The 20,841-nt window shown below is 35.1% G+C and carries 19 protein-coding genes, 1 tRNA gene and 1 riboswitch; of the genes, 4 read left to right on the forward strand and 16 right to left on the reverse strand.

Annotation, left to right across the window (positions count from 1 at the left end; genetic code table 11):
* Positions 1–8 precede the first annotated feature (8 nt).
* The 5 genes from C5Q98_RS06050 to C5Q98_RS06070 all read right to left on the reverse strand — a co-directional run bounded on the left by C5Q98_RS06050 (position 9) and on the right by C5Q98_RS06070 (position 6,289).
* On the reverse strand, positions 9–788 hold the full coding sequence (locus C5Q98_RS06050) for a hypothetical protein (RefSeq protein ID WP_106012749.1): 780 nt from the start codon (positions 786–788) through the stop codon (positions 9–11).
* Positions 789–843: 55 nt separating this feature from the next.
* Positions 844–2,127: a hypothetical protein gene (locus C5Q98_RS06055; RefSeq protein ID WP_106012750.1), complete on the reverse strand. Its 1,284-nt coding sequence runs from the start codon at positions 2,125–2,127 to the stop codon at positions 844–846.
* Positions 2,128–2,145: 18 nt separating this feature from the next.
* Positions 2,146–3,972, reverse strand: coding sequence for a heavy metal translocating P-type ATPase (locus C5Q98_RS06060; protein ID WP_106012751.1), 1,827 nt, complete (start codon positions 3,970–3,972; stop codon positions 2,146–2,148).
* A 154-nt stretch (positions 3,973–4,126) separates the two neighbouring features.
* On the reverse strand, positions 4,127–5,539 hold the full coding sequence (locus C5Q98_RS06065; protein WP_106012752.1) for an MFS transporter: 1,413 nt from the start codon (positions 5,537–5,539) through the stop codon (positions 4,127–4,129).
* A complete protein-coding gene (locus C5Q98_RS06070; protein ID WP_158695728.1) occupies positions 5,540–6,289 on the reverse strand; it encodes a glycerophosphodiester phosphodiesterase in 750 nt (249 codons plus the stop codon).
* A 259-nt stretch (positions 6,290–6,548) separates the two neighbouring features.
* On the opposite strand from C5Q98_RS06070, the gene C5Q98_RS06075 reads away from it, so the two are divergent.
* From C5Q98_RS06075 to C5Q98_RS06085, 3 genes are all read left to right on the forward strand, one after another.
* Positions 6,549–7,409 (forward strand): HAD family hydrolase, encoded by an 861-nt coding sequence (locus tag C5Q98_RS06075; RefSeq protein WP_106012754.1) that lies wholly within the window; start codon positions 6,549–6,551, stop codon positions 7,407–7,409.
* 117 nt (positions 7,410–7,526) lie between these two features.
* Positions 7,527–7,702, forward strand: a riboswitch (Lysine riboswitch).
* Positions 7,703–7,800: 98 nt separating this feature from the next.
* Entirely contained in the window at positions 7,801–9,411 is a 1,611-nt protein-coding gene (locus tag C5Q98_RS07825) for an ABC transporter substrate-binding protein/permease (protein WP_106012755.1), read from the forward strand.
* A gap of 36 nt (positions 9,412–9,447) precedes the next feature.
* On the forward strand, positions 9,448–10,191 hold the full coding sequence (locus C5Q98_RS06085) for an amino acid ABC transporter ATP-binding protein (RefSeq protein WP_106012756.1): 744 nt from the start codon (positions 9,448–9,450) through the stop codon (positions 10,189–10,191).
* A gap of 55 nt (positions 10,192–10,246) precedes the next feature.
* Here C5Q98_RS06085 and C5Q98_RS06090 read toward each other — a convergent pair whose 3' ends face one another.
* From C5Q98_RS06090 to C5Q98_RS06105, 4 genes are all read right to left on the reverse strand, one after another.
* Positions 10,247–11,080 carry a hypothetical protein gene (locus C5Q98_RS06090; RefSeq protein ID WP_106012757.1) on the reverse strand — a complete coding sequence of 278 codons (834 nt, stop codon included), beginning with the start codon at positions 11,078–11,080 and terminating at the stop codon, positions 10,247–10,249.
* A gap of 230 nt (positions 11,081–11,310) precedes the next feature.
* Positions 11,311–11,817: a hypothetical protein gene (locus tag C5Q98_RS06095; RefSeq protein WP_106012758.1), complete on the reverse strand. Its 507-nt coding sequence runs from the start codon at positions 11,815–11,817 to the stop codon at positions 11,311–11,313.
* Positions 11,818–11,841: 24 nt separating this feature from the next.
* Positions 11,842–13,047, reverse strand: coding sequence for an anhydro-N-acetylmuramic acid kinase (locus C5Q98_RS06100; RefSeq protein WP_106012759.1), 1,206 nt, complete (start codon positions 13,045–13,047; stop codon positions 11,842–11,844).
* 259 nt (positions 13,048–13,306) lie between these two features.
* On the reverse strand, positions 13,307–15,199 hold the full coding sequence (locus tag C5Q98_RS06105; protein WP_106012760.1) for a M13 family metallopeptidase: 1,893 nt from the start codon (positions 15,197–15,199) through the stop codon (positions 13,307–13,309).
* Positions 15,200–15,405: 206 nt separating this feature from the next.
* Here C5Q98_RS06105 and C5Q98_RS06110 point away from each other — a divergent pair.
* Positions 15,406–15,481, forward strand: a tRNA-Pro gene (locus C5Q98_RS06110).
* 194 nt (positions 15,482–15,675) lie between these two features.
* Here the strand turns inward: C5Q98_RS06110 and C5Q98_RS06115 are convergent.
* The 7 genes from C5Q98_RS06115 to C5Q98_RS06145 form a co-directional block, all read right to left on the reverse strand.
* The gene (locus tag C5Q98_RS06115) at positions 15,676–15,897 is read right to left on the reverse strand and encodes a hypothetical protein (protein ID WP_106013093.1); all 222 of its coding nucleotides are present in this window, start codon (positions 15,895–15,897) and stop codon (positions 15,676–15,678) included.
* Between the two features lie 595 nt (positions 15,898–16,492).
* Entirely contained in the window at positions 16,493–17,098 is a 606-nt protein-coding gene (locus C5Q98_RS06120; RefSeq protein WP_106012761.1) for a DUF4760 domain-containing protein, read from the reverse strand.
* 179 nt (positions 17,099–17,277) lie between these two features.
* Positions 17,278–17,496 (reverse strand): phage holin, encoded by a 219-nt coding sequence (locus tag C5Q98_RS06125; protein ID WP_205728425.1) that lies wholly within the window; start codon positions 17,494–17,496, stop codon positions 17,278–17,280.
* Positions 17,489–17,926 carry a hypothetical protein gene (locus C5Q98_RS06130; protein WP_106012763.1) on the reverse strand — a complete coding sequence of 146 codons (438 nt, stop codon included), beginning with the start codon at positions 17,924–17,926 and terminating at the stop codon, positions 17,489–17,491. The genes C5Q98_RS06125 and C5Q98_RS06130 overlap by 8 nt, the downstream gene beginning before the upstream one ends.
* Positions 17,927–17,938: 12 nt before the next feature.
* Positions 17,939–18,739 (reverse strand): N-acetylmuramoyl-L-alanine amidase, encoded by an 801-nt coding sequence (locus C5Q98_RS06135; protein ID WP_106012764.1) that lies wholly within the window; start codon positions 18,737–18,739, stop codon positions 17,939–17,941.
* 73 nt (positions 18,740–18,812) lie between these two features.
* Positions 18,813–19,028: a hypothetical protein gene (locus tag C5Q98_RS06140; protein WP_106012765.1), complete on the reverse strand. Its 216-nt coding sequence runs from the start codon at positions 19,026–19,028 to the stop codon at positions 18,813–18,815.
* A 13-nt stretch (positions 19,029–19,041) separates the two neighbouring features.
* Positions 19,042–20,841, reverse strand: a complete 1,800-nt coding sequence (locus C5Q98_RS06145) for a DUF859 family phage minor structural protein (RefSeq protein ID WP_106012766.1) — start codon at positions 20,839–20,841, stop codon at positions 19,042–19,044.

Raw genomic sequence — 20,841 nt, forward strand, 5'->3', positions numbered from 1 at the left:
GCTCTTATCTAATAGAAAAAGTCATCATCAGAGTCAATATCTTCATAGTCTTCATAGTCTTCAAAACTATCTAACCCATCATAATCTTCATCTTCTTCATAATTATCATCATCTTCGTAGTTCTCATAATCTTCGTAGTTTTCGTAACCTTCGTAATCATCATCTTCTTCAAGATCGTCATCCTCTTCGAGATCATCATCATCAAAATATTCTTCATCGACTGCATTATAAGCAGCCAAAAAATGTTCTAAGTCATCAAAATCATCAAAATAAGTAATTTCTTGATTCTCCATATTTTCATAATTATCTTCGATAACTTCATATTGACCATGTATTTCACAAAAATGCATATTTTCATCATCATAATCTTGATTAATGCCATGGAAATCTTCAAAAGTTTCAACTGCATCTACAATATCGTCATAGCTTATGATTCCTTGATCTAATTGCTCCATAATTTCTTCAAGCATTTTTCGGTCTTCTGCTAGATCCTTATTGAAGCGTTCTTTAATTAACTTTCGTAATTCATCGGTCAAAAATATTACTGTGCTAGTAAATTCTCTGTCTTCAATCTTTAAATAAATACCTGTCCTATCAACTTTGTTATGAATAATCAAGTCAGTATTATCATCATTTAAAGCTTGGATTTCTAGGTGAAATCCATCAATAAAGCTAATTAGTTCTTCAGCTGCTCTGCGAAAATCTTCATTACTTTCTGCTTCAGAGAATTTTTTTGCCAATTTTTGGGTCATCAAAATATTAATACTAGACCATTCTAATAAAGTCATAGATATTCTCCACATTCCAAATAATAATTAAATTATAACATTAGTTGTATTGACTCTAATCTACTTCTTCCCAAAGATTTCTCAAAAACTTGGATGTCATGACTGTAAACTCATCATAAGTAATAGAGTTAAAAGTTGGATTAAAATTATTAAAATAAACATTTTTACCATCGACTTTATAATAAAATTCTGGACCTAAAAATCTAAGTTTTTGCTCAATAGTATAGTCTTCGCCCTTAATTTTAATCTGCTCTTCAGCATCATTCTTTATAACAAAATCGTAGGAGAATTCATATTTTTTATTGTTAGCACCAGTGAAGGAGAATTTTTCCACGCTTCCTTCTAGACTAGGATAATTGCTTCTTTCGAGTATTCTATAGAGAGTAGCCATCTGGATTGATTCTGTGCCATAGGAATTATTAGCTAAGTCCTTCCAGAACTTAACATCAGGCTCCTTATCTTTATCTTCTGAGTACTCTAATATATTTTCTAAGGTCATCTCACCTAGGTCAATATATCTGAATTGATAATTATCTCTACTTGTATCTGCTACAGCTGCCTCAATTTGTTCTTTGGTGTATTTATCCAGACCAGTTTGACTCTGTATTGAGAATATCAAATCGTTATACTCCATTTCATTGGCCAAAACCTTATCATCTGGATTCTGAGACATATCATAAGCACCGCATAGAACCTTAAAATCTTCAGCTATTTCGCCCTTATCTGCGTAAAAAAGAAATCTAAGATTAAAGCCTGGATATTCAGCTTTTAACTTTTGATCTAGTTTTCTAGCTAGGTTTATTGTTGCTCGCATGTCTTCAGTATCTGTAAACTGCAATCCCAATCTTGCGACTGAATAATCTAAATATTTAGGTAATTCAATAATTTTGCTCTGCTCTTCAGAGCTAAAGTCTTTAGTTACTTCTGGCAAAATCTTATTAAGAAGTTCTAATTGAAAATCTGTAGCAAAAGTTGTCTTGTAATAGTCTGCACCAATAACTTTGCTGTAGTCTAAATAGACATTAAATTTGCCGGCAATTGAATTATTAAAAACCCAGATAATCTCAGGGTCAGACAGACTATTGTAGTTTGTCTCTTCAGAAACTTTTCGCTCTTCTACGAATTCAAAATCCATACCTGGATATCTAGATTCTAGATACTTCTTAGCTTCTGTTTCACCTGGAATATCTGGGTAATTATCAAAAATATAATCTTGATTTTCCTCTGCAGAAAAATCATAAACTTTACTTGGAGTTTCAGCTTTGCAAGATGTCAAAAGCAACACTGATAGCATAACTGCTATTTTTTTAGTAAATCCTATCTTCCTTTCTCTTGTCAAAGCTAAATGTCCTCCTCATTATTTTCGCTCTTCCTTACCTGGGATTCTAGCTCTCAATGCCAAGACCATAGATACTAAATCTAAACCTTCTTGAGCCACAGCTCCCCAGAATGCTGGTATCCAACCAAATGCTGCAACGAACATTAGTCCGATTGATAATATTATACCGATTAACACAGACTCTTTGGCAACATTTAATGTTCTCTTAGAAATTCCCATTAAGTCTGAAACTTTAGATAAGTCATCCTTTACAATAACTGCATCTGCTGTCTCTGATGCTGCTGTTGATCCATGTGCACCCATAGCAATTCCTACATCTGCGGCTGCTAATGCTGGGGCATCGTTAACACCATCTCCAACCATAACAACAGGTCTTTGATTTTCAGCAATTTTATCAATTATATCAATTTTATCTTGTGGTAAAAGCTCTGCTTTTACACTAGCTACGCCTGACTCTTCTCTAATCTTCTCTGCTATTGAAGCTCTATCACCAGTAAGCATTACTGTATTCTCAACGCCAAGATCCTTCAAACGAGCAATTGTAGCCTTAGATTCAGGACGAATTACATCTTCGAAACTTATGTAACCAACGTATTCATCATCAACAGATACGAACACAGCTGTTTGATCAATATTTACACTGTCTGCATGTGCAAATTCAGCTTTACCTGCTTTTACTACATGTCCATCAACAGTACCTTTAACACCTTGTGCAGTAACTTCTTCAACATTATCAGCTACTTTGATATCAATATCTCTATCTTGAGTTTCACTGATAATTGATCTTGCTAAGACGTGTGGTGATGACTGTTCTACTGAAGCAGCTAAACGTAATAGCTCATTCTCATTGAACTTATCATTTTCAACCACAACCTTATCTACAGCTAATCTACCAGCAGTAATTGTACCAGTCTTGTCAAAAGCGACTGTCTTAGCTCTAGCCATTTTCTCAAGTGTAGTACCAGATTTAACAATTATACCATTAGCACTAGATCTTGATATACCTGAAATCATAGCCATAGGCGCAGAAATCAGTAATGGACAAGGTGATGCAACAACCAATACTTCTGCAAATCTAGTAACGTTACCTGTGATTGCCCAAGCTGCAAATGCTATAACATAAGCAATTATTGTGAAAGGCACAGCATAGCGATCTGCTAATTTAACAAAGTTAGATGGACGGTTCTTACTCTCTTCTACTAATTTAACTAGCTGTTGGTAACTACTTTCTGCAGCTGACTTAGTAACCTCTACTCTAAATGCATTCTCTTGGTTAAGTGTACCTGAGAGAACTTCTTCACCTTTTGTAATAGAAATTGGTAAAGATTCTCCTGTCATTTGAGATTGGTCTAAACTTGCATGCTCATCTAGCAAAATACCATCAACTGGCACTAACTCATTAGCCCTTACAAGAATAACATCTCCAACCTTAACTTGGGAAACGGGTATATCCACAGTTTCTTCACCACGAATAACATGAGCTGATTGAGGATTATTCTCTAAAAGAGCTTCCAACTCCCTACTAGCCTGTCCGTGAGCGTACTCTTCTAAAGCACCACCACCTGTAATCATGACTGCTAGCATAAATGTTGCCCAATATTCACCAACATATAAAGTTGCTAATATAGCTGTAACAGCTAAAATGTCTACACCAAACATGCCTTCCTTGAAGGTCTCTATCATCTCCACTACCATTATGAAACACAAGGCAATACCAATGAAAATCATTATACCTTGAGCTACTTCAGGCATTTTAAATCCAAATTCTGCAACTCCGGCAATTAGACCTAAAATAAGGACCACTAGCACCTGTTGCATGCTAGTAAACTTCTCTAAAAACTTCATCCAAAACTTCCTTTCAACATTCTTATTATCATAATTAAAGCATTAAGTTTAATTATGTATCTTTTTTAACTTTAACGTAAAATAAATTATAACACACATTTTAGATTGCAGTCCAAAATATGTGTTACTTTAAATTATCTTTTCAATGAGTTATTTATTTTTCTTCGCTAACAAAACTCATAGCAATAAATGCGAAAACAAAGCAAATAACTGCATATATAAATAATGGAGAATAACTACCTACTAGATCTTTGACCCAGCCGAATAAAATAGGGCTTAAAATCGCTGCTGTAAATGAAAATAGATAGTAGTATCCGGTAAAAGATCCAACTGTTTCACTTGCAGAGAATTCCAAAACCAAAGGCAGAGAATTTATATTCACTAATGACCAGAAAGCTCCTCCAATTACAAGGATTAGAGCTAGTAGCCAAGGTGATGGGTTAAATAGTACCAAAGAAAATAATACTGTTACTCCGATTAATCCTATCTTTATTGTACGCTTCTTGCCTAATTTTGCTCCTATATAACCTGCAGGAATTGCAAATACTAAGAAGCACAAGGAAAAAGCTGTCAACATTAATGTCGCATGGCCTCCGCTCATACCAAAGGTGTGAGTAGCAAAGAGGGTAAAGAATGTCTCTATCGCATTGTAACCCATAAACCACGCTAAAATCGCTAATAGCAAAGCCGTCAAATTAACTTTATCCTTGTGAGATAATTTCTTAAACACTGACAAACCTGATAACTTATTATTTTCCTTGCTCTCATGTCCAGCTTCTTCACTAGATAAAGTTTCTACGTCAGCCGTATTGTATTCTCGCTCCTCAGCTTCAATCCTTCTCAAAGAATCCTCAGCCCAACGGTTAGCCAACCTATCACTAATCTTCAAGCCTCTTTCTCTGCGATATAAGATAGAATCTGGCTCTCTTACGTAAATCAATAAAACCACAAAGGCCGCTAGCATAAATATGGAACCTAATAAGAATGGATAAAATCTCTTATCACCAATATCAGAGAGCATCCCGGCTGTCAGGAATGCAATAACTGCTCCCAGTCCACCCATTAAATTAACTATTCCATTAGCCTGACTACGTAAGCTCTTTTCTGTAACATCAGGCATCAAAGAAATTACTGGACTCCTCCACAAGCTCATAAAAAGGTTAAATGCAATAATAAATAGCATGAAAGACCAGATTTTTTCTTGCGTAGGAATAAGCATAAAGAAGACAGCGCACAAAGGTATTCCTACTAGGATCCATGGCATCCTTCTGCCTAATTTAGTCCTTGTTTTATCACTCCAAGCACCTATCAACGGTTGAAAGATAACACCAAAAAAGTTATCAATTGTCATTACCGCACCAATTAAGGTTCCACTCAAAAGAAATCTTTCTTCTAGTATCAACGGCACCTGAGAATTATAAATACTCCAGGCTAAACTTGAGCCCATAAAGCCAAAGCCTATTAATAAAATTTGCCAATAATTTAATTTGTTTTTCGGGGTCGTACTTACTTTACCCTGGGTCTTTGTCGTACTGGCTTTGTCTTGGGTCTTTGGGGTCCTATCCATTTATCCCTCTTTCTGAGAAACAAAGACATCTCTAATTTGCATAGCCCTTATCATTTCATCGGTAATGATGGCATTAATATTTTTCTCTAAAGCAAATTTAATGTGCTCATCACTGTTTAAAGTCCAAACATTTAACGCAAACCCTGCAGCTGTTGTATCTTCAACATAATTATCTAGCAACATGTTGCTACCTGATGGATGAATATATTTGGCGCCAATACTCTTCGCATAAGCAGCTGGATCATAAATTATTTCACCATACAAGAATCCACTATAATCACCAAGACCTTGATCGACTAAATATTTAATAGTGTTGTGATTAAATGAACTATAAATTATTTGTTCCTGAAGGTCTCTAGCTGCAACTTCTTTAACTACCTCAGCTGGTAAGTTATTGTATGGGTAAAAACTATCCTTAATCTCAATATTTAACTTAGTCTTCTCTCCTACAAACAAGTCCAAAACATCTGTCAATTTTGGCACATGACATTCAGTTATTTTTTTGTCCGAATTTAATATATATAAAGTTTTTAAGTCTTCATAATCAACTTCCCAGACAAATTTATTTAAACCTGTGAGTCTCTCTAAATATTCATCATGAATTACAACCAATTCACCATCTTTGGTTCTTTGTACGTCAATTTCTACCCCATCAGCTCCATACTCAATTGCTGATCTAATAGCTTCTAAGCTGTTTTCTGGGAAATCTTTTGTGTGGTGCCCTCTATGAGCCCAAATCTCTACTCTCACGGTTTTACCTCCAAAAATGAAAATGTAAATATAGTATATATCTTAACAAATATAAGGCTTAAATATTGTTAGAATAAAATAAAATTTCAAGAAAAGTATGACTTAGAAAAATGATTTATCTGGAATATGATAATCTATAAAAAAATTATCAAGCTTAGGGTTTTGCTAGAACTTGGGGTTTCCCTAGATCTCTAAAACTGAGTTTTCCTAGAACTTAGGTTTCGTTTAGGTGCCTAAAAATAAACAACGGAGATAGTACATGACAGAAAATTTGAATAATATACCAAACCTAGAAAAAGTTAAGTTAATTGCTATAGATGTAGATGGGACTACCCTAGATGACTATGGGAATTTGCCTGAAGGGCTATTTTCTACAATGCAAGCTATTATGGACAAAGGCATTAAAGTGGCGGTAGTCAGCGGGCGTCCTATTTTCAATTTAAGAGAACTTTTCCAACCTATGACAAATGACTTGATCATCATTTCTGATAACGGTGGCAAAGCCGAATTTCACGGAGAACCTGTCTACTCTGAATCTTTAAGTAAAAAAGAGTTAGAAACATTTTGGAATTACTTTGAAGAACATGATCACATGGGGGTTTTGATTGGTGAAAATGAAGCTTATCTAAGCAATAATAATTCCAATGTTAAGGAAGATATTGAGTTCTTCATGACTGATGTAACTCTCGTTGATACTTTAGCTGAGGTGGATTCGCCAATTACAAAAATCTCTATATACTTCCCTGATAAAACTAGTCTGCAAGCATATAACGATTTTTATAAGAAAGATTTTGATAAAGATTATTCTGTCACCATAGGTGGAATTGACTGGGTAGACATTATGCCTATGTCAGTTAGCAAAGGTAGAGCAATCAAGCATCTTCAAGATGAATTTAATATTGATAAATCTGAAACTCTTGTGGTCGCTGATAACTATAATGACCTTAGCATGATGGAAGAGGCGGAATTTAGTTTCGCTGTAGCCAGTGCTAACGATGATATACGTGCTGCAGCTAAGTACATTGGTCCAAGTAATAATGATGGAGCTGTTGTTAAAATCATGCAAGCTGTTTTAAAGGCCTACGAACTTCAGGAAGATAGCTTATCTACAAATCAATAAATTTAATTTGACAGATAGCAGTTTTGTCACTAAGATGATTTATAACAATTTGCATTGAAGCTTTTGTAGCATTTTAAGTACTACTTTTGTAATTATAATAGATGCGATTGAAAAATGAATAAAAATAGAGGCGCGATATTTAAGAGTACTTCGTGGAGGCGGCAGCCGAAGAAACGCAGGAAAGGAATTATCGCCGAAGTGTTTAACAGGCATGTTAAACGCTGGGAATACATCAAATAGGTGTATTACTGTCATTGAATCCGAAGCAAATTCAATGGAGTGCTAACTTGGCTTATTATAGAATGACTAGCAAAGGGAGAGCACATTTAAAGAGCTTTCCCTTTTTTCTTTCTCAAAAGTCTTGTAGCTTTCCATAATATTAGGAGGCTATATGAAAACAAAGATTCAACAAAACCACATCAAAGCTCGTAGAAACTGGATTGTTATAATTCTCAGTTTACTAATCTTGCTTACTATTCAATTTCCACAGCAGTTAAGAGCAGTTGAGGCCGGCACTGAAGATCCTGGCATCTTTAGAGTCGGTCTGGAAGCTAATTACACTCCTTTCAACTGGTCACAAAGCAACAATGATAATTCAGCAATTCCTATTGCAAATAGCCCAGGCGAATATGCCAATGGTTATGATGTCTGGATGGCAGATAAATTAGCCTCCGCACTAGGGCTCGAACTCGAATTAATTAAACTCGAATGGGATGGTCTTGTTCCTGCTTTAGAATCGGGCAAAATCGATGCTATTATTGCTGGAATGAGCCCTACTGAGGAGCGTTTGAAGACAATTGATTTCAGTGATACTTACTATACTTCAGACCTAGTTATGGTGGTGCAAAAAGGTTCGAATTACGAAAAGGCAAGTTCTATTCAAGAATTCAAAGACGCCAAAGTAACTGCACAAATTAATACTTTCCATTATGAAGTTTTGCAGCAAATCCAAGGCCTAGTTCCAGAAACTGCACTAGATGCATTTCCAACCATGATAGCTTCACTGCTTTCTGGTAAATTGGATGCTTATGTATCCGAAAGACCAGGAGCTATAGCTGCAACTAGCGCTAATCCAAGCTTAGCTTATGTAGAATTTTCACCTGAAAATGGTTTCCAGACCAAAGTTGAAGAAACATCAGTTGCTATTGGACTTCGCAAAGGCTCACCACTATTAAATGATGTCAATGAAGCCTTGGGCCAAATTACTGAAGCTGAACGACAAGAGGCAATGGAAACCATGATAAGCCACACCGTTGATAACTCATATGATGAAGTTGGTTTCTGGGCTACTATCGTAGATATTTTCGAAGAATACTGGCCTTTGTTCTTACGAGGTGCAGGAATCACCTTGTTCATTGCGATAATTTCAACTTTAGTTGGATTCATTATCGGACTTCTTGTGCAAATAGTTAGAGAAATCCCTCTAGATGACAAAAATAGTTTTACTAGAATTCTGTTAGCAGTAGCACAGTTCTTATTAAATGCTTACGTTGAAATCTTCCGTGGTACTCCAATGATGGTCCAAGCTATGTTAATTTTTTATGGTAGTAAGTTATTCTTGAATATAGATATGACTTCAATTGGAGCTGCCCTGCTAATCGTTTCAATTAACACTGGGGCATATATGAGTGAAGTTGTTAAAGGTGGAATCAGCTCAATTAGTAAAGGTCAATTCGAAGCATGTAAATCAATTGGACTTAACCATTGGCAAAGCATGACCCACGTCATACTTCCACAAACTATTAAAACAATTCTTCCTACAATTGGTAACGAATTTGTCGTTAACATCAAAGATTCATCTGTCTTGAACGTTATCTCTGTAACAGAATTATTCTTCGTAACCAAATCGGTTGCCGGTACAAATCTGAAAATCTTCCATACTTACTTGTTAACAGCAATTATTTATTTTGTCCTGACATTTGCTGCTACAAGATTAATAAACTGGATTGGCAAAAAGACCGGTCAAACCAAAGATTTCAGCTTACAAAGCGCATCCGCATAAATTAGTAATCAATGACACAACAACAAGGAGAATTCTATGAAAACAGAAACAAGTACACCTATTCTTTCTCTAAAACATTTAAGTAAAGATTTTGGTCAAAACAAGATTATAAAAGACGTAAATTTAGATATCTTCCCTAAAGACATTATTAGTATCATTGGATCTTCAGGAACGGGTAAATCAACTACGCTACGTTGCATGAACCTCATGGAAGAACCTAGTTCTGGAGATATTCTGTATCATGGTGAATCTATTCTAGACCCAAACTTTGATCGCAATAAATTCAGATCAAAAGTAGGCATGGTGTTTCAACAATTTAACCTTTTCGAAAACCTTAGCGTCCTAGAAAATTGTACCCTTGGCCAAATTAAAGTCCTTTATCGTTCAAAGGCAGAAGCAGAGACCAAAGCAATTGAAATGCTGAGAAAAGTCAATATGGATGCATATATTGATGCCCTGCCTAGACAGCTATCAGGTGGTCAACAGCAAAGAGTTGCTATTGCCAGAACTCTAGCTATGGACCCTGAAGTTATTCTATTTGATGAACCCACTTCTGCACTGGACCCTGAGATGACCGCTGAAGTATTAGATGTAATGACTGCTCTATCTAGTGAGGATATTAGTCTGGTTATTGTATCGCACATGATGAACTTCGCTAAATACGTATCTAATAAGATCTGCTTCATGCACGAAGGTTCAATAGAAGAAGTTGGCAGCCCACAAGAGATTTTTGAGAACCCACGTTCAGAAAATCTAAAACGCTTTTTGAGCAAAATGTAGTTAGACTTTTAAAAAACCTGCAGGTTTTAATAACTGCAGGTTACTCTTATCAAAACTATTTAAAATCCGTGTACTCAATTCCGAGCTTTTTAAATTCATCTAGCTCTTCATCATTCAATTTCAAAACAATCTCCTGATTTTCTGTTGAGATATTCATAATCGGTCTTTCATCAATATAGAATAAAGGCCTCTTAAAAGCAAAACCTTCTATGTTAATCGGCTCTTTAAATAAGCTTTCTTCCAATTCTGATCTGAGCATATCTTTAAATTCTACTTTGCTTAGATCAAACTTAACATATTCATAAATAGGTCCACTACCATCAATATTCAAGCGACTGTGACGTACAGAAATTGAAATATTTTCATCATCTTTAAAAGGTACATGGTACGTTTCTAATTCACTTGTTTGCTCCTCTGCTTCTCTATCAGAATTCTTTGAATTAAGCTTTTCAACTAACTCTTCACCAAGAACTTTAATCTCTGGATTATCTTCTATCTCAATATCAATTTCATCTGTATCAAACTCAAAATCATTATCTGGATCCACAAAGAAGAAATCATCTACTCTCTCTTCTGCTTTAATGATTGCCAAATTAGCTTTAAGCAATACATCAAATATCTCTGATACTTCTACATTCTCAGGCTTAAGATTATCAAAAATCTCCCTATATTCATCATCCTCTTCGTATCTCTTCCTGCGTTTAGCATCTTCCTCTATAGCAAAATCTTCCCATTCTTTATTTACTTTTTCTAAAATAGAATCATCTAATCTATATGCTACCTGTCTGCATAATTCTACAGAATTTGCTAATCCCATTATAAATTCCAACAAACTAATACTCTCTTCGTGACTAAAATTTCTATCTACTTTTATTTTTGTTAAATGCATATTAGAATCTCCTTTCTAATTTATAATTCGACTTAAAAATATGTGTTAAAAATATGTGTTATTGAATTGCGCTCTTCATGATTTAATTATCACATGCAATTATTTAAAAATACATTGGATATATACATTATTTTCTAAAATAACGCTTAAAGTCACAAAGTTTATACTTTTTCTACAACAATTAAGCAAACAGTCTGCAGTTTATTGTTAAGCCTGCACTATTAAATGAGTTAAATTCTTGAATTTAATTCTTCTAATAATTTTTCCGAATCGAAATCTTCCAATCTTTGTAAATCTACACTTACACTGTTGTCATTCTTAAGCAATAATTTTATTTTTCCATTATCTTGCATGGTAAACGATTTTATTTCCACCCAGGGAATTGCTTTAACCTTTTTGAAAATTACTAGTGGTCGACTAATTATATAAAAATATGCATCTGTAAGTAAAAGAGCTGAGAAACTATAATTTCTAAGTTTCTGCATAATCAGGCCTTCTAATAAAATATTCAGTAATATAAAAATTATCACTAAAATAGATGTGCTAGTTCCTGGGAAAAAGAATTTAACAATAAATAATATTGCTAACATAAGAGCAAATGCTGAAATATACAATAAGTATATATCTGATGAACTGGCTGGTTTTTGTCTATAAATCACACTACCATCATCTAAATAAGTAGGATTTGTTTTAGCATTTTCTGTATTTATTTTTGGATTATTCTGCTCTGTATTCATTTATCAATTCACTTTTCCCTAAAATTAATATGTAATTTTTCCCATAACTACTGGATGTTCTGCACCTGTAACTTGAGCAATAGTGTTCTCTTCTTTCAATAAAGTTTTATATCCCAAGTATGCAAAAGCTATTGCTTCTTTGGCAGCATTCGGATAACCCAAAACCTCACCTTTTAACACTTCCACACCTGGCAGTAATTCTGCCAAACTTTGCATCAGACGACCATTTTCACTTCCTCCGCCAGAAACAATTAGCTGTTTCGGCAATCTTGGACAAAACTTTTGAATTGCGTCAGCATTAACTTTCGCTGTCAGAGCTGTTAGTGTCATTACGAAATCTTCTGGGGCTAAGTCCAATTTTAAAGCTTCAGCTTTTAAATATTGGTAAGTTTCAGGACCAAAATTCTCTCGTCCGCTATTTTTGGGTGGTTCGATTTCGTAATATGGATTCTTTAGTGCTTTATCAAGTAATTCTTCAGATACTTTACCAGAACGTGCTATCTCACCATCTTTATCATAAGTCTTATCATACAAATCCATCATAGCTTGATCTATTAGCATATTTCCTGGACCTGTATCGAAACCCATAATCTCATTTACATCTTCTGAAATATAAGTAATATTACTAATTCCACCAATATTTAAGAATACGGCATTGTTGTACTCATCAGCAGATAAGGCATACTCAACAAATGGAACTAAAGGAGCACCCAAACCACCCGCAGCAATATCACGAATTCTGAAATCACTTATAACTGGGCACTTGAAGCGTTCTGATAAATAACTAGGCTCAGCAATTTGGTAAGAGGCAGATACTTCCATACCCAAATACTCTTCTTTTTCCAGACTGTGATAAATAGTTTGCCCATGAATTCCAATAAGGTCTATGCCTACGCCTTCATGCTTACTCAACAATCCTTCTACTGCTTCTACATATAATTTACCTAGAACTTGAGATGTCAGGATAAAATCACGGCTTGTTGCACTGCCACCTTGGGCTAAATAGAGCAAATACTCTCTGACCTCTTCTGGATATTCCTGGAAGTAGAAGTCAATGAATTCTAGCTTATCTTTGCCTTTAGAATTATTACCATTCTCTCTTGAAATTTTCACAAAAGCTACATCTATACCGTCCAAAGATGTACCAGTCATAATTCCGATGGCATTGTAACTGTTGCTAGAATTTTCACTCCCAGTTTTATTATTGTTTTTCATTTCTTTATTTTCCATATTTAACACTTTTCCATATTGTAAAACTTCTTAGTTCTGCATTCTCTTAACATATGATATTTATAAAGTAATTTCACTATAACTCTCGCATATCCTGCTATATTTCTATTTTGCCATATTTTTGCCATGTGTCATTGAGTAAATTATTAAATACAAAAAATCGCTACCCACTATCTTTTATTCATGAAAGTATCCATGTATTAAACAGCAAGTAGCGACTATTATTTCTTATATTTTGACGGTTAAGCTACGATTAAAATTACCAAATCTTAATTCTCTTTTCTGGTGCCAAGTACATATTGTCACCTTCTTGAGTTCCAAAGGTTTCGTGGAATTCATCAAGGTTTTGAGGAACCATATTAGCTCTCCAATAAGCTGGTGCGTGAACGTCAGAAGCGAGGAGCATTTGGTTATACTCTTTTCTACCCTTCTTACGCCAGACTCTTGCCCAGTTAATGAAGAAGTCTTCTAGGCTATACTCATCTTCACGTTGTAATGATTCTAGAGCACAACTTAGACCACCTAAGTCAGCAATATTCTCACTAACTGTCAATTTACCATTAACTGTAGAATCTTCAAATGGCAAACCTTCGTATTGGTCGATAACAGCTTTTGTTCTCTTACCGAATTCTTCGTAGTCGCTCTCTGTCCACCAGTTGACCATGTTACCAAATGAGTCGAAGTTTGCACCGTTATTATCAAATCCGTGTGAAATCTCATGAGCTATAACAGCACCGATACCACCGAAGTTTTTGCTTGGTCCTTGTTCCAAGCTATAGAATGGTTCTTGCAAAATAGCTGCTGGGAAGCAGATCAAGTTTCCTAGAGGGCTAAAGTAAGCATTAACCATATCTGATGGCATTCCCCAACGTGTGTGGTCTACTTCTTTACCATATTGTTCTAGCTTGTATTTAGTCTTAACATCACTTATGTTTTTGTTATTTTCGAAGAAACTCAATTCAGGGTCTACCTTCATGAATTGGTATTCCTCTGGATAATAATCTGGATATCCAACCATTATTTGTAGCTTATCTAATTTCTTAATAGCATTATTAATGGTATCTTCTTGCAACCAGTTATTCTTACGCAAACGTTCCTTGTAAACATCGATCATTGTTTCGACCATATGTCTAACATCTTCACGTGCTTCTGGTCCGAAATATGTTTGACCATAGTAAACACCAATTACTTGGCTAAATGTATTCTTAGCATGGTAGAATGCGTGTTTCTCACGGTTTTGCAATTCACTTTGACCGGTTAAAAGCATGCCGAATTTACCACCTAATTGACGTAATTCTTCAGAAAGAACATCGCTCTTGCTTAGGGCGAAGTTTACTATCATGTAAGCTTTAATCTCTTCGAAGTTTTCATCATTAAATAGTGTCTTAAGGTCCTCGAAATACTCAGGGTGTTGAACAATTGCCTTATCTACATCACCAACTAATTCTTTAACAACTGCTGCAATGTCGAAGTTATCTAAGTATGCTGATATTTCCTCCATTGTTCTAACGTTATTCATCTTCGTAACGTCAGCGTTCTCCTCAGCACTTCTAACTCTTTTAGCTAGTTTCTTATCTAAAGCAACAGTCTTCTTAGCTAAGTCTTCTGCTTCCTCTTCTGAATAACCAACTGCTACCAAATATTCTTTAGTAAATTCAACATATTTTTCAAGGAGAGCTTCACCATTGAGTTCTTCTTTCTCATAGTAAGTTCTATCTGGCAAAATCAATCCTGGTTCACCAAAGTATAAAGTATTAATTCTTGCGTCGTTCAAGTCTGAGCTTACACCGAAGCCAAATGGCAAGTCGTAGTGTAGGCTAACATTTATTCTATCTGCGTCTAAATCAGCAATTGATTTATAAGATGCCAACTCCTCTAGGTATGGTTTCAAAGGCTCTGCGCCAATTTCATCTAACTTCTCGAAGTCATTTGCTTGTTTGAAATATGTAATAAAGTGATCAGCATATTCATTATCTAATTTAATCTCACCTGCAACAATTTTCTCAACATCTTCCATTAGTTTTTTCTCGATATCTAATACCAAGTCTATGAAACCACCGGTAGAGGTCTTATCTGCAGGAATTTCTGCTGTCTTCTGCCATTCGCCGTTAACAGCATTATACAAGTCTTGTCTTACTGCTTCGTTACTCATAGTTTTCTCCTTTTTCTAGTGCTTATATTTTAGTCTTAGACTGCCATGACTATTGCCACTTTTTTAGCCTAATTTTGAATAATTGTACTTCATTATAGCATTACATCTTGGAAAATAAAACACAACCAATATTTGATTTTCATAATCGTTGGTATAAAATGAGTTGGTTAAAACATTCGGATACTAAATCTTGAAATGGATAAAATCGAGGTGTAGCGCAGTTGGTAGCGCACCTGCTTCGGGAGTAGGAAGCCGCAAGTTCAAGTCTTGTCACCTCGACCAAGCTTGAAACCTGTAACTGTCGGCGTTACAGGTTTTTTGTTACTTTAAAGAATTTTTGATTTTTCTTGAAAAATACTGCAATTGTACTGCAATAGCTTTTTATATTTTTTCTTTTAAAATTTTATTTTGTTCAGCTCGTGAATTTTTCCAAAAAAATATCCCCTAGCTTTTAGCTAAGGGATTTTGCGTTGTTTCTAAATAATCCTGTTCATTTCTTCCATCTCTGCAAGTTCTTTTCTTCTCTCTGTGATTAATTCTTCCATCTCTAGCAGGTCATCTTCAGTTGCTTTTTTCTTCAGAAAACGTCTTGCAGATGTTCTATCTCTTAAATAACCTGCATGCTCTTTGTTTTTGTCTCGCCATCTTTTGTCAGCTTCACGATTATAAACTGCTTTTCTCTTCTTTTCTTCTGCCATTTCTTGCACTTTCTCTTGCCATTTGGTATTATTCAAATAGTGGTAGGTGTGGCAAGACCACCTACCTAATTTGTTTATTTAAGAGCTTTTGTTATTTATTTAGCAGGGCTCTTATTTCTTTAACTGCTTCTTCCTTAGTTTCAGACTTCTCAATAATTTTAATTATCATTTCAAGTACTGTTTTAAATTGTTCATTTGTCATACCGTTCATAAGTTGCTCCTTTCTGGCTCTTGCCTACCTTTATGTATATAATTATACCATAGCCCTTTTACTATGTAAATACTTTTTTATTATTTTTTTTAAATTATTTCCCCACAATTTCAGACAAAAAAGAGAGCCACAACGTGACTCTCTCCCCATCTGGGTGGGCGTACTTATCATACGCTTAATATCCCTATCCATCTCCAAACGTAAACAGTATTATCTGTATCTTTATTATTTCTTTGTATTTTTCAATTCCTGTTTAATTGATTCTTCTAAACGTTTCTTCAATTCTTCTTCTGTTAGATTCATTAATTCCTTTACCATTTTAGTACCCTCCTCTGTCTCTAGCGCATTTATATAATATCACATAAATTTAAAACTAATGTTAATTTATTCAAGATCTTTTATTTCATTTTCAATTATAGATTTTTGTCTTTTCAAAATTTCTTTCCTAGTCTTTTTATTCCAGTTATCAACAACGTATTGCAGTGAAGAAAAAGGTCCTTGCTTTTTTACTTCCTCAAACATATCCATATTATCATTTACAAATTTGCAAACTATATTATTAACGGCTTCATACACAATATTATGGTCTGCTAAATCATATTTTATATAAGTACAAATAGATTCTAATTGATTAAAAATGCTAACTACTCCACAACTGCTTTTAATATTTTTAATAATTAAATTTTTAAATGGTGAATTAGCTATTTTATTCAAGTATTTTTCACCCTCTTTTAACTCTTTATTTAATTGTTCTGAATAATTATCAATACTAGGGATTATCTCTTTTGCAAATACATCGAGTATCTCTATTGATTTTAGCTTTTTAGTATAATCACTATCCAATGCACTTTTTCGTTTTTCTTTTTGTATTTGTACTAAACTTATCACTATAGTTATAATACCTAAGCTAGTTACTAAATATGAAAGAGCTTCAAGAACTAACATTAAATTTTTTACACCATCAAAATCAGACCAAATCTTTAAAATCATAAAATTTCCCTCTTTCTTTTCTGATATTGAATCATAGCACACTTTTAACATTTATTTTTATAACAAAACACAAAAAATGCCCTTAACCAGTTAAGGCTAAGGGCAATATCTAACACTGTAACCAGTGTGCTCCCCAAACGCTCAATGAGCATGGGCAAGACTGTTATTTATATTATATATTATTTTTTAATTGTGATAATCTCATGTTCATCTCTAAAACTCTTATTGCTGAATCCTAGAGAAACACCAAGAAACGCTGTGAATGCGTTTAATATTGTTACGAACGTGTCTGTATGAACCCAGTTCAATTCATGACCTACTACGCCAATGAATACTGCGAATGCTGGCAATACTATAATTACAATCCACTTTAAAATGTCATATGTTCTATTAGTCATCTTCATATCTCCTTTTTGTTGGTAACTTTCTAACTCGCTCATATCGTGAATGAATGCCGTTTTGTGTAGAAACGGCATTGTAAATGTTAGCCATTTCATTAATGCTATCCATTTCGTCATAGAAAACGAATCCACGGTCAAGAGCTTTTTCTAATTGGTCTTTTAACTTTTCTCTTAGAAGCATAATGTTAATTGTCTGCTGGACTTCCTGAGTTTTAGAAATATCATTAATCTTTTCGTTCAGCTCATCAAATCCATTCTTTAACTTATTAGCTTCTTTCAACTGCTCCTGCTTAATCATCTCTTTGTTAACTAGCCAATTCTTTAAACTGCCGTATTCATTCCTAACTTTGTTAATTCCTGCTAATAGATTGCCTAACGAATAGATGATTACTATTATTAACGCTAAAACTCCTGAATTAATGTCCATGCTTATTTGCTCCTACTTTCCGTATATTTTCTTATTAACCTCTCGCTGTACCTCGTCGTAGCTGTAGCCTGCTTTAGATAGCTTATCGGCTCTATGCAATCCATTCCCCCACAATCCCTGCAAGACCTCATCAGCAACTTGTGATACTGATTTCTTTGGTTTTGGTACTTGTACAGGTGTTTCAGGCTCTCCAACAATAATCGCATTGATGCCTTTAGCCTTTAATTCTTTTAGGTACTTTTCAGCATTGCCCTTATCTTTAAAAGCTCCTGCTTGCACTCGATATAGTTTGCCATCGCTTGCATTAGCTTTAATTAGCTTCTTGGCTTCATCAGCAATGTAGTCAAATTTACTGGATAGATAAGGACCAGGGCAGGCAGTTGCTGAATAATAGGAGTGCTTTAGAAGAATACCTCGTTTGTCTCCTGTGTAGAATACTAAAGGGATTTGATAACGCTGAACGGCGTCAGCAACTAGCTTAATCAAGCTCTGCATTGCTTTGTCGGAAATTCGCCATTGACCACCTACTTCGCAGTTGGAAACTTCAATAGTGATTGCCATTTGGTCAGGGTCATCTCCGCCAGTTGTCCAAGCTCTGTTCTCTTCGTCTACATAGCAGGCAATTCGTCCATCATTGCCAATTCCATAATTCGCACTAACCTGCCTTGAGCCTGATAAGAAGAACTTATGCAAGCTCTCAATACTGTTAATTCCTGCATTATGGTGGATTACTATGTGTGTTATTTCTTGTGTTCGTTTGCCTGAGTGAAATGGCACTGGCAAATATTTGTCTGTTAATTTTGAATAACTCATTTTTCGTTCCTTTTCAAATAGAAAAAGCACCCCTATTGAGTGCTCTAGTTTTTATATTAAATTTATTAATTTGTTATCTTTCGATGATTTCCAAAGCTGTCTGAAGCTTCCTCATCTCTTCTGCTTTACTTGATGTTTCCCAAGTGTTAGCAGTGATTCTTCTAGTTAATTCAGTGCTTTCGGCTTGGTTAACTGCAAGCTTTTTCTCGTCCTCAATCCTCGCAGTATTCATCTGCTCTTTTTCCAAATTTAATTCGTTGATTCTTTTCTCAATTTGTTCTTTTGTCATGTTTAATCTCCTTTTAATTTCCGATTGCTACCCATGCAACGTCTATACTAACTGTTGATGAGTGCCCATTATAAGCATATATTGTTGCATTATCTCGATTTACATAATAAACGCTTAATGGATATAAGTTTGGAGCTCCGGATAGATTTGTGACATACACTTTTGGCGGACTAGAAAAACCAGTATATGTTATTTTTTGATTTTCCACTCTTCTTGATCCCACATTACTAATCTTAATTTGCCCTGTTACTATCTTAGGAATATTCGCTGTTTTGCTGTCAACATAATTCTTATCTGCAAATTCTTTTTGATTATGAGTTAATTTACCAACAGTCTGAAAATCAATCCCTGATCCTTTATTGTCAATAATCGAATAAAAGCTGTCATTGTCCTGCTTACCGATCAGCAAACCTTTGACATCAATGTCCCAAGCAGATTCGATGGTGTTTTCTTTTTCAGCATACTTACCAAATGCAATACCTTTGCCACCTTCCCTGAAGTACACTGAATTTTCGCCAGTACCAAAGCTTGAACTTGCTTCGGCTCGGCTGAAGTAGTCTTCAACAATTAATTTAAATTCATACGAATTCTTCAAACTAACGTTTGGCACTACTCGATAGCTGTCAGAAATGTAGTTTGTCTGTGAAATAGAAACCGTTTGCCAAGTTTCAGAGTTTCTCGGCTTGTAGCTTAATTGGTAGCTAATTAAGTTCTTGCCTGCAAGGCTTGAAATCTCGGCTTTGTAATTAGCTCTCGCATAAGTTCCTTGCTTGTTATAGCTTCCGTTTGGGTTAGCACGATAAGCGTTAAACTCGTTAATCTTAGGAGGAGAATAAGGTTCAACTTTAACCGTTGTTCGCTTTTCAGTCGTGAAACCTCGTGAGTCTGTAACTCGACAAATAACGTCTCTAACTCCTGAACCTTTGATGACGTCCGTTGTTATGTGATGGCTCGGATAACTTTTTCCCTCAACAGTAACGCTACTGGTTCTTATGACTGCACCATACTTACCTGTTGCTCCAAATCTTACTTCTAATCGGCTCTGTCCTTGAACATAGACTGAACTGTTTAGCTTTTCTTTAACCGTTTCATCAGCTTCAGAAACATTAATCGTTCCAATATCAGCAGAATAAGAACTGCTTACTTTAGCAGTCAGGTTAGTTGATGCAGTTCCAAGCTTATTGCTTCCACTGAACGTATCAACATATATCGCTATTGTTGCACTTGAAGCATTAGGAATTAAGCTCATCCAGTCAACTGGCACTGTCCACTGTGTGCTAGTTGCTACGTTTTGAGCGATAGTTATTGATTTGCTTCCTAATACTGCTCTAACAGTGTGTGTGAAGCTATTAACTTGCCTATTAGTATTAATTGTTACTGAACTTCCAAAATTAACACTCCCACTGCTTAGTGTAGGCTTGCTAGCTCTCGGAATAGTAGTCAAGTTCATGGAGCTGTTAATCGTTAGTGCTGTTAATGGCGAATACCTATCTTTGGTTGCAGTTTCAAATACAGCACTAACTGCAAAGTTTCTTGTTCCGTCAGCGTTGTGATAAATCGTCTTAGTTCCACGTTCAACAAGAGTTGTAGTGTTCGCTCCGCTAATACTACGCTGAATATTTGAGTTGTGAGCTGTTTCGCCTGCAAGTGAAACTGTTACTTGAGTTCCATATTGTTGAAAGTATCGATTTCCATTTTCTAAATAGAGTGCCCAGTCAACCTGACTAGTGTTTTTATTAATGTCTTGAGATTTTTGTGTTACTTCAAGTCTTAAACGGTACTGATTGCTATATCCTGAATAAAACGTTGCCAA

The organism is Fastidiosipila sanguinis (assembly GCF_002998295.1).
Taxonomy (GTDB): Bacteria; Bacillota; Clostridia; order Saccharofermentanales; family Fastidiosipilaceae; genus Fastidiosipila; species Fastidiosipila sanguinis.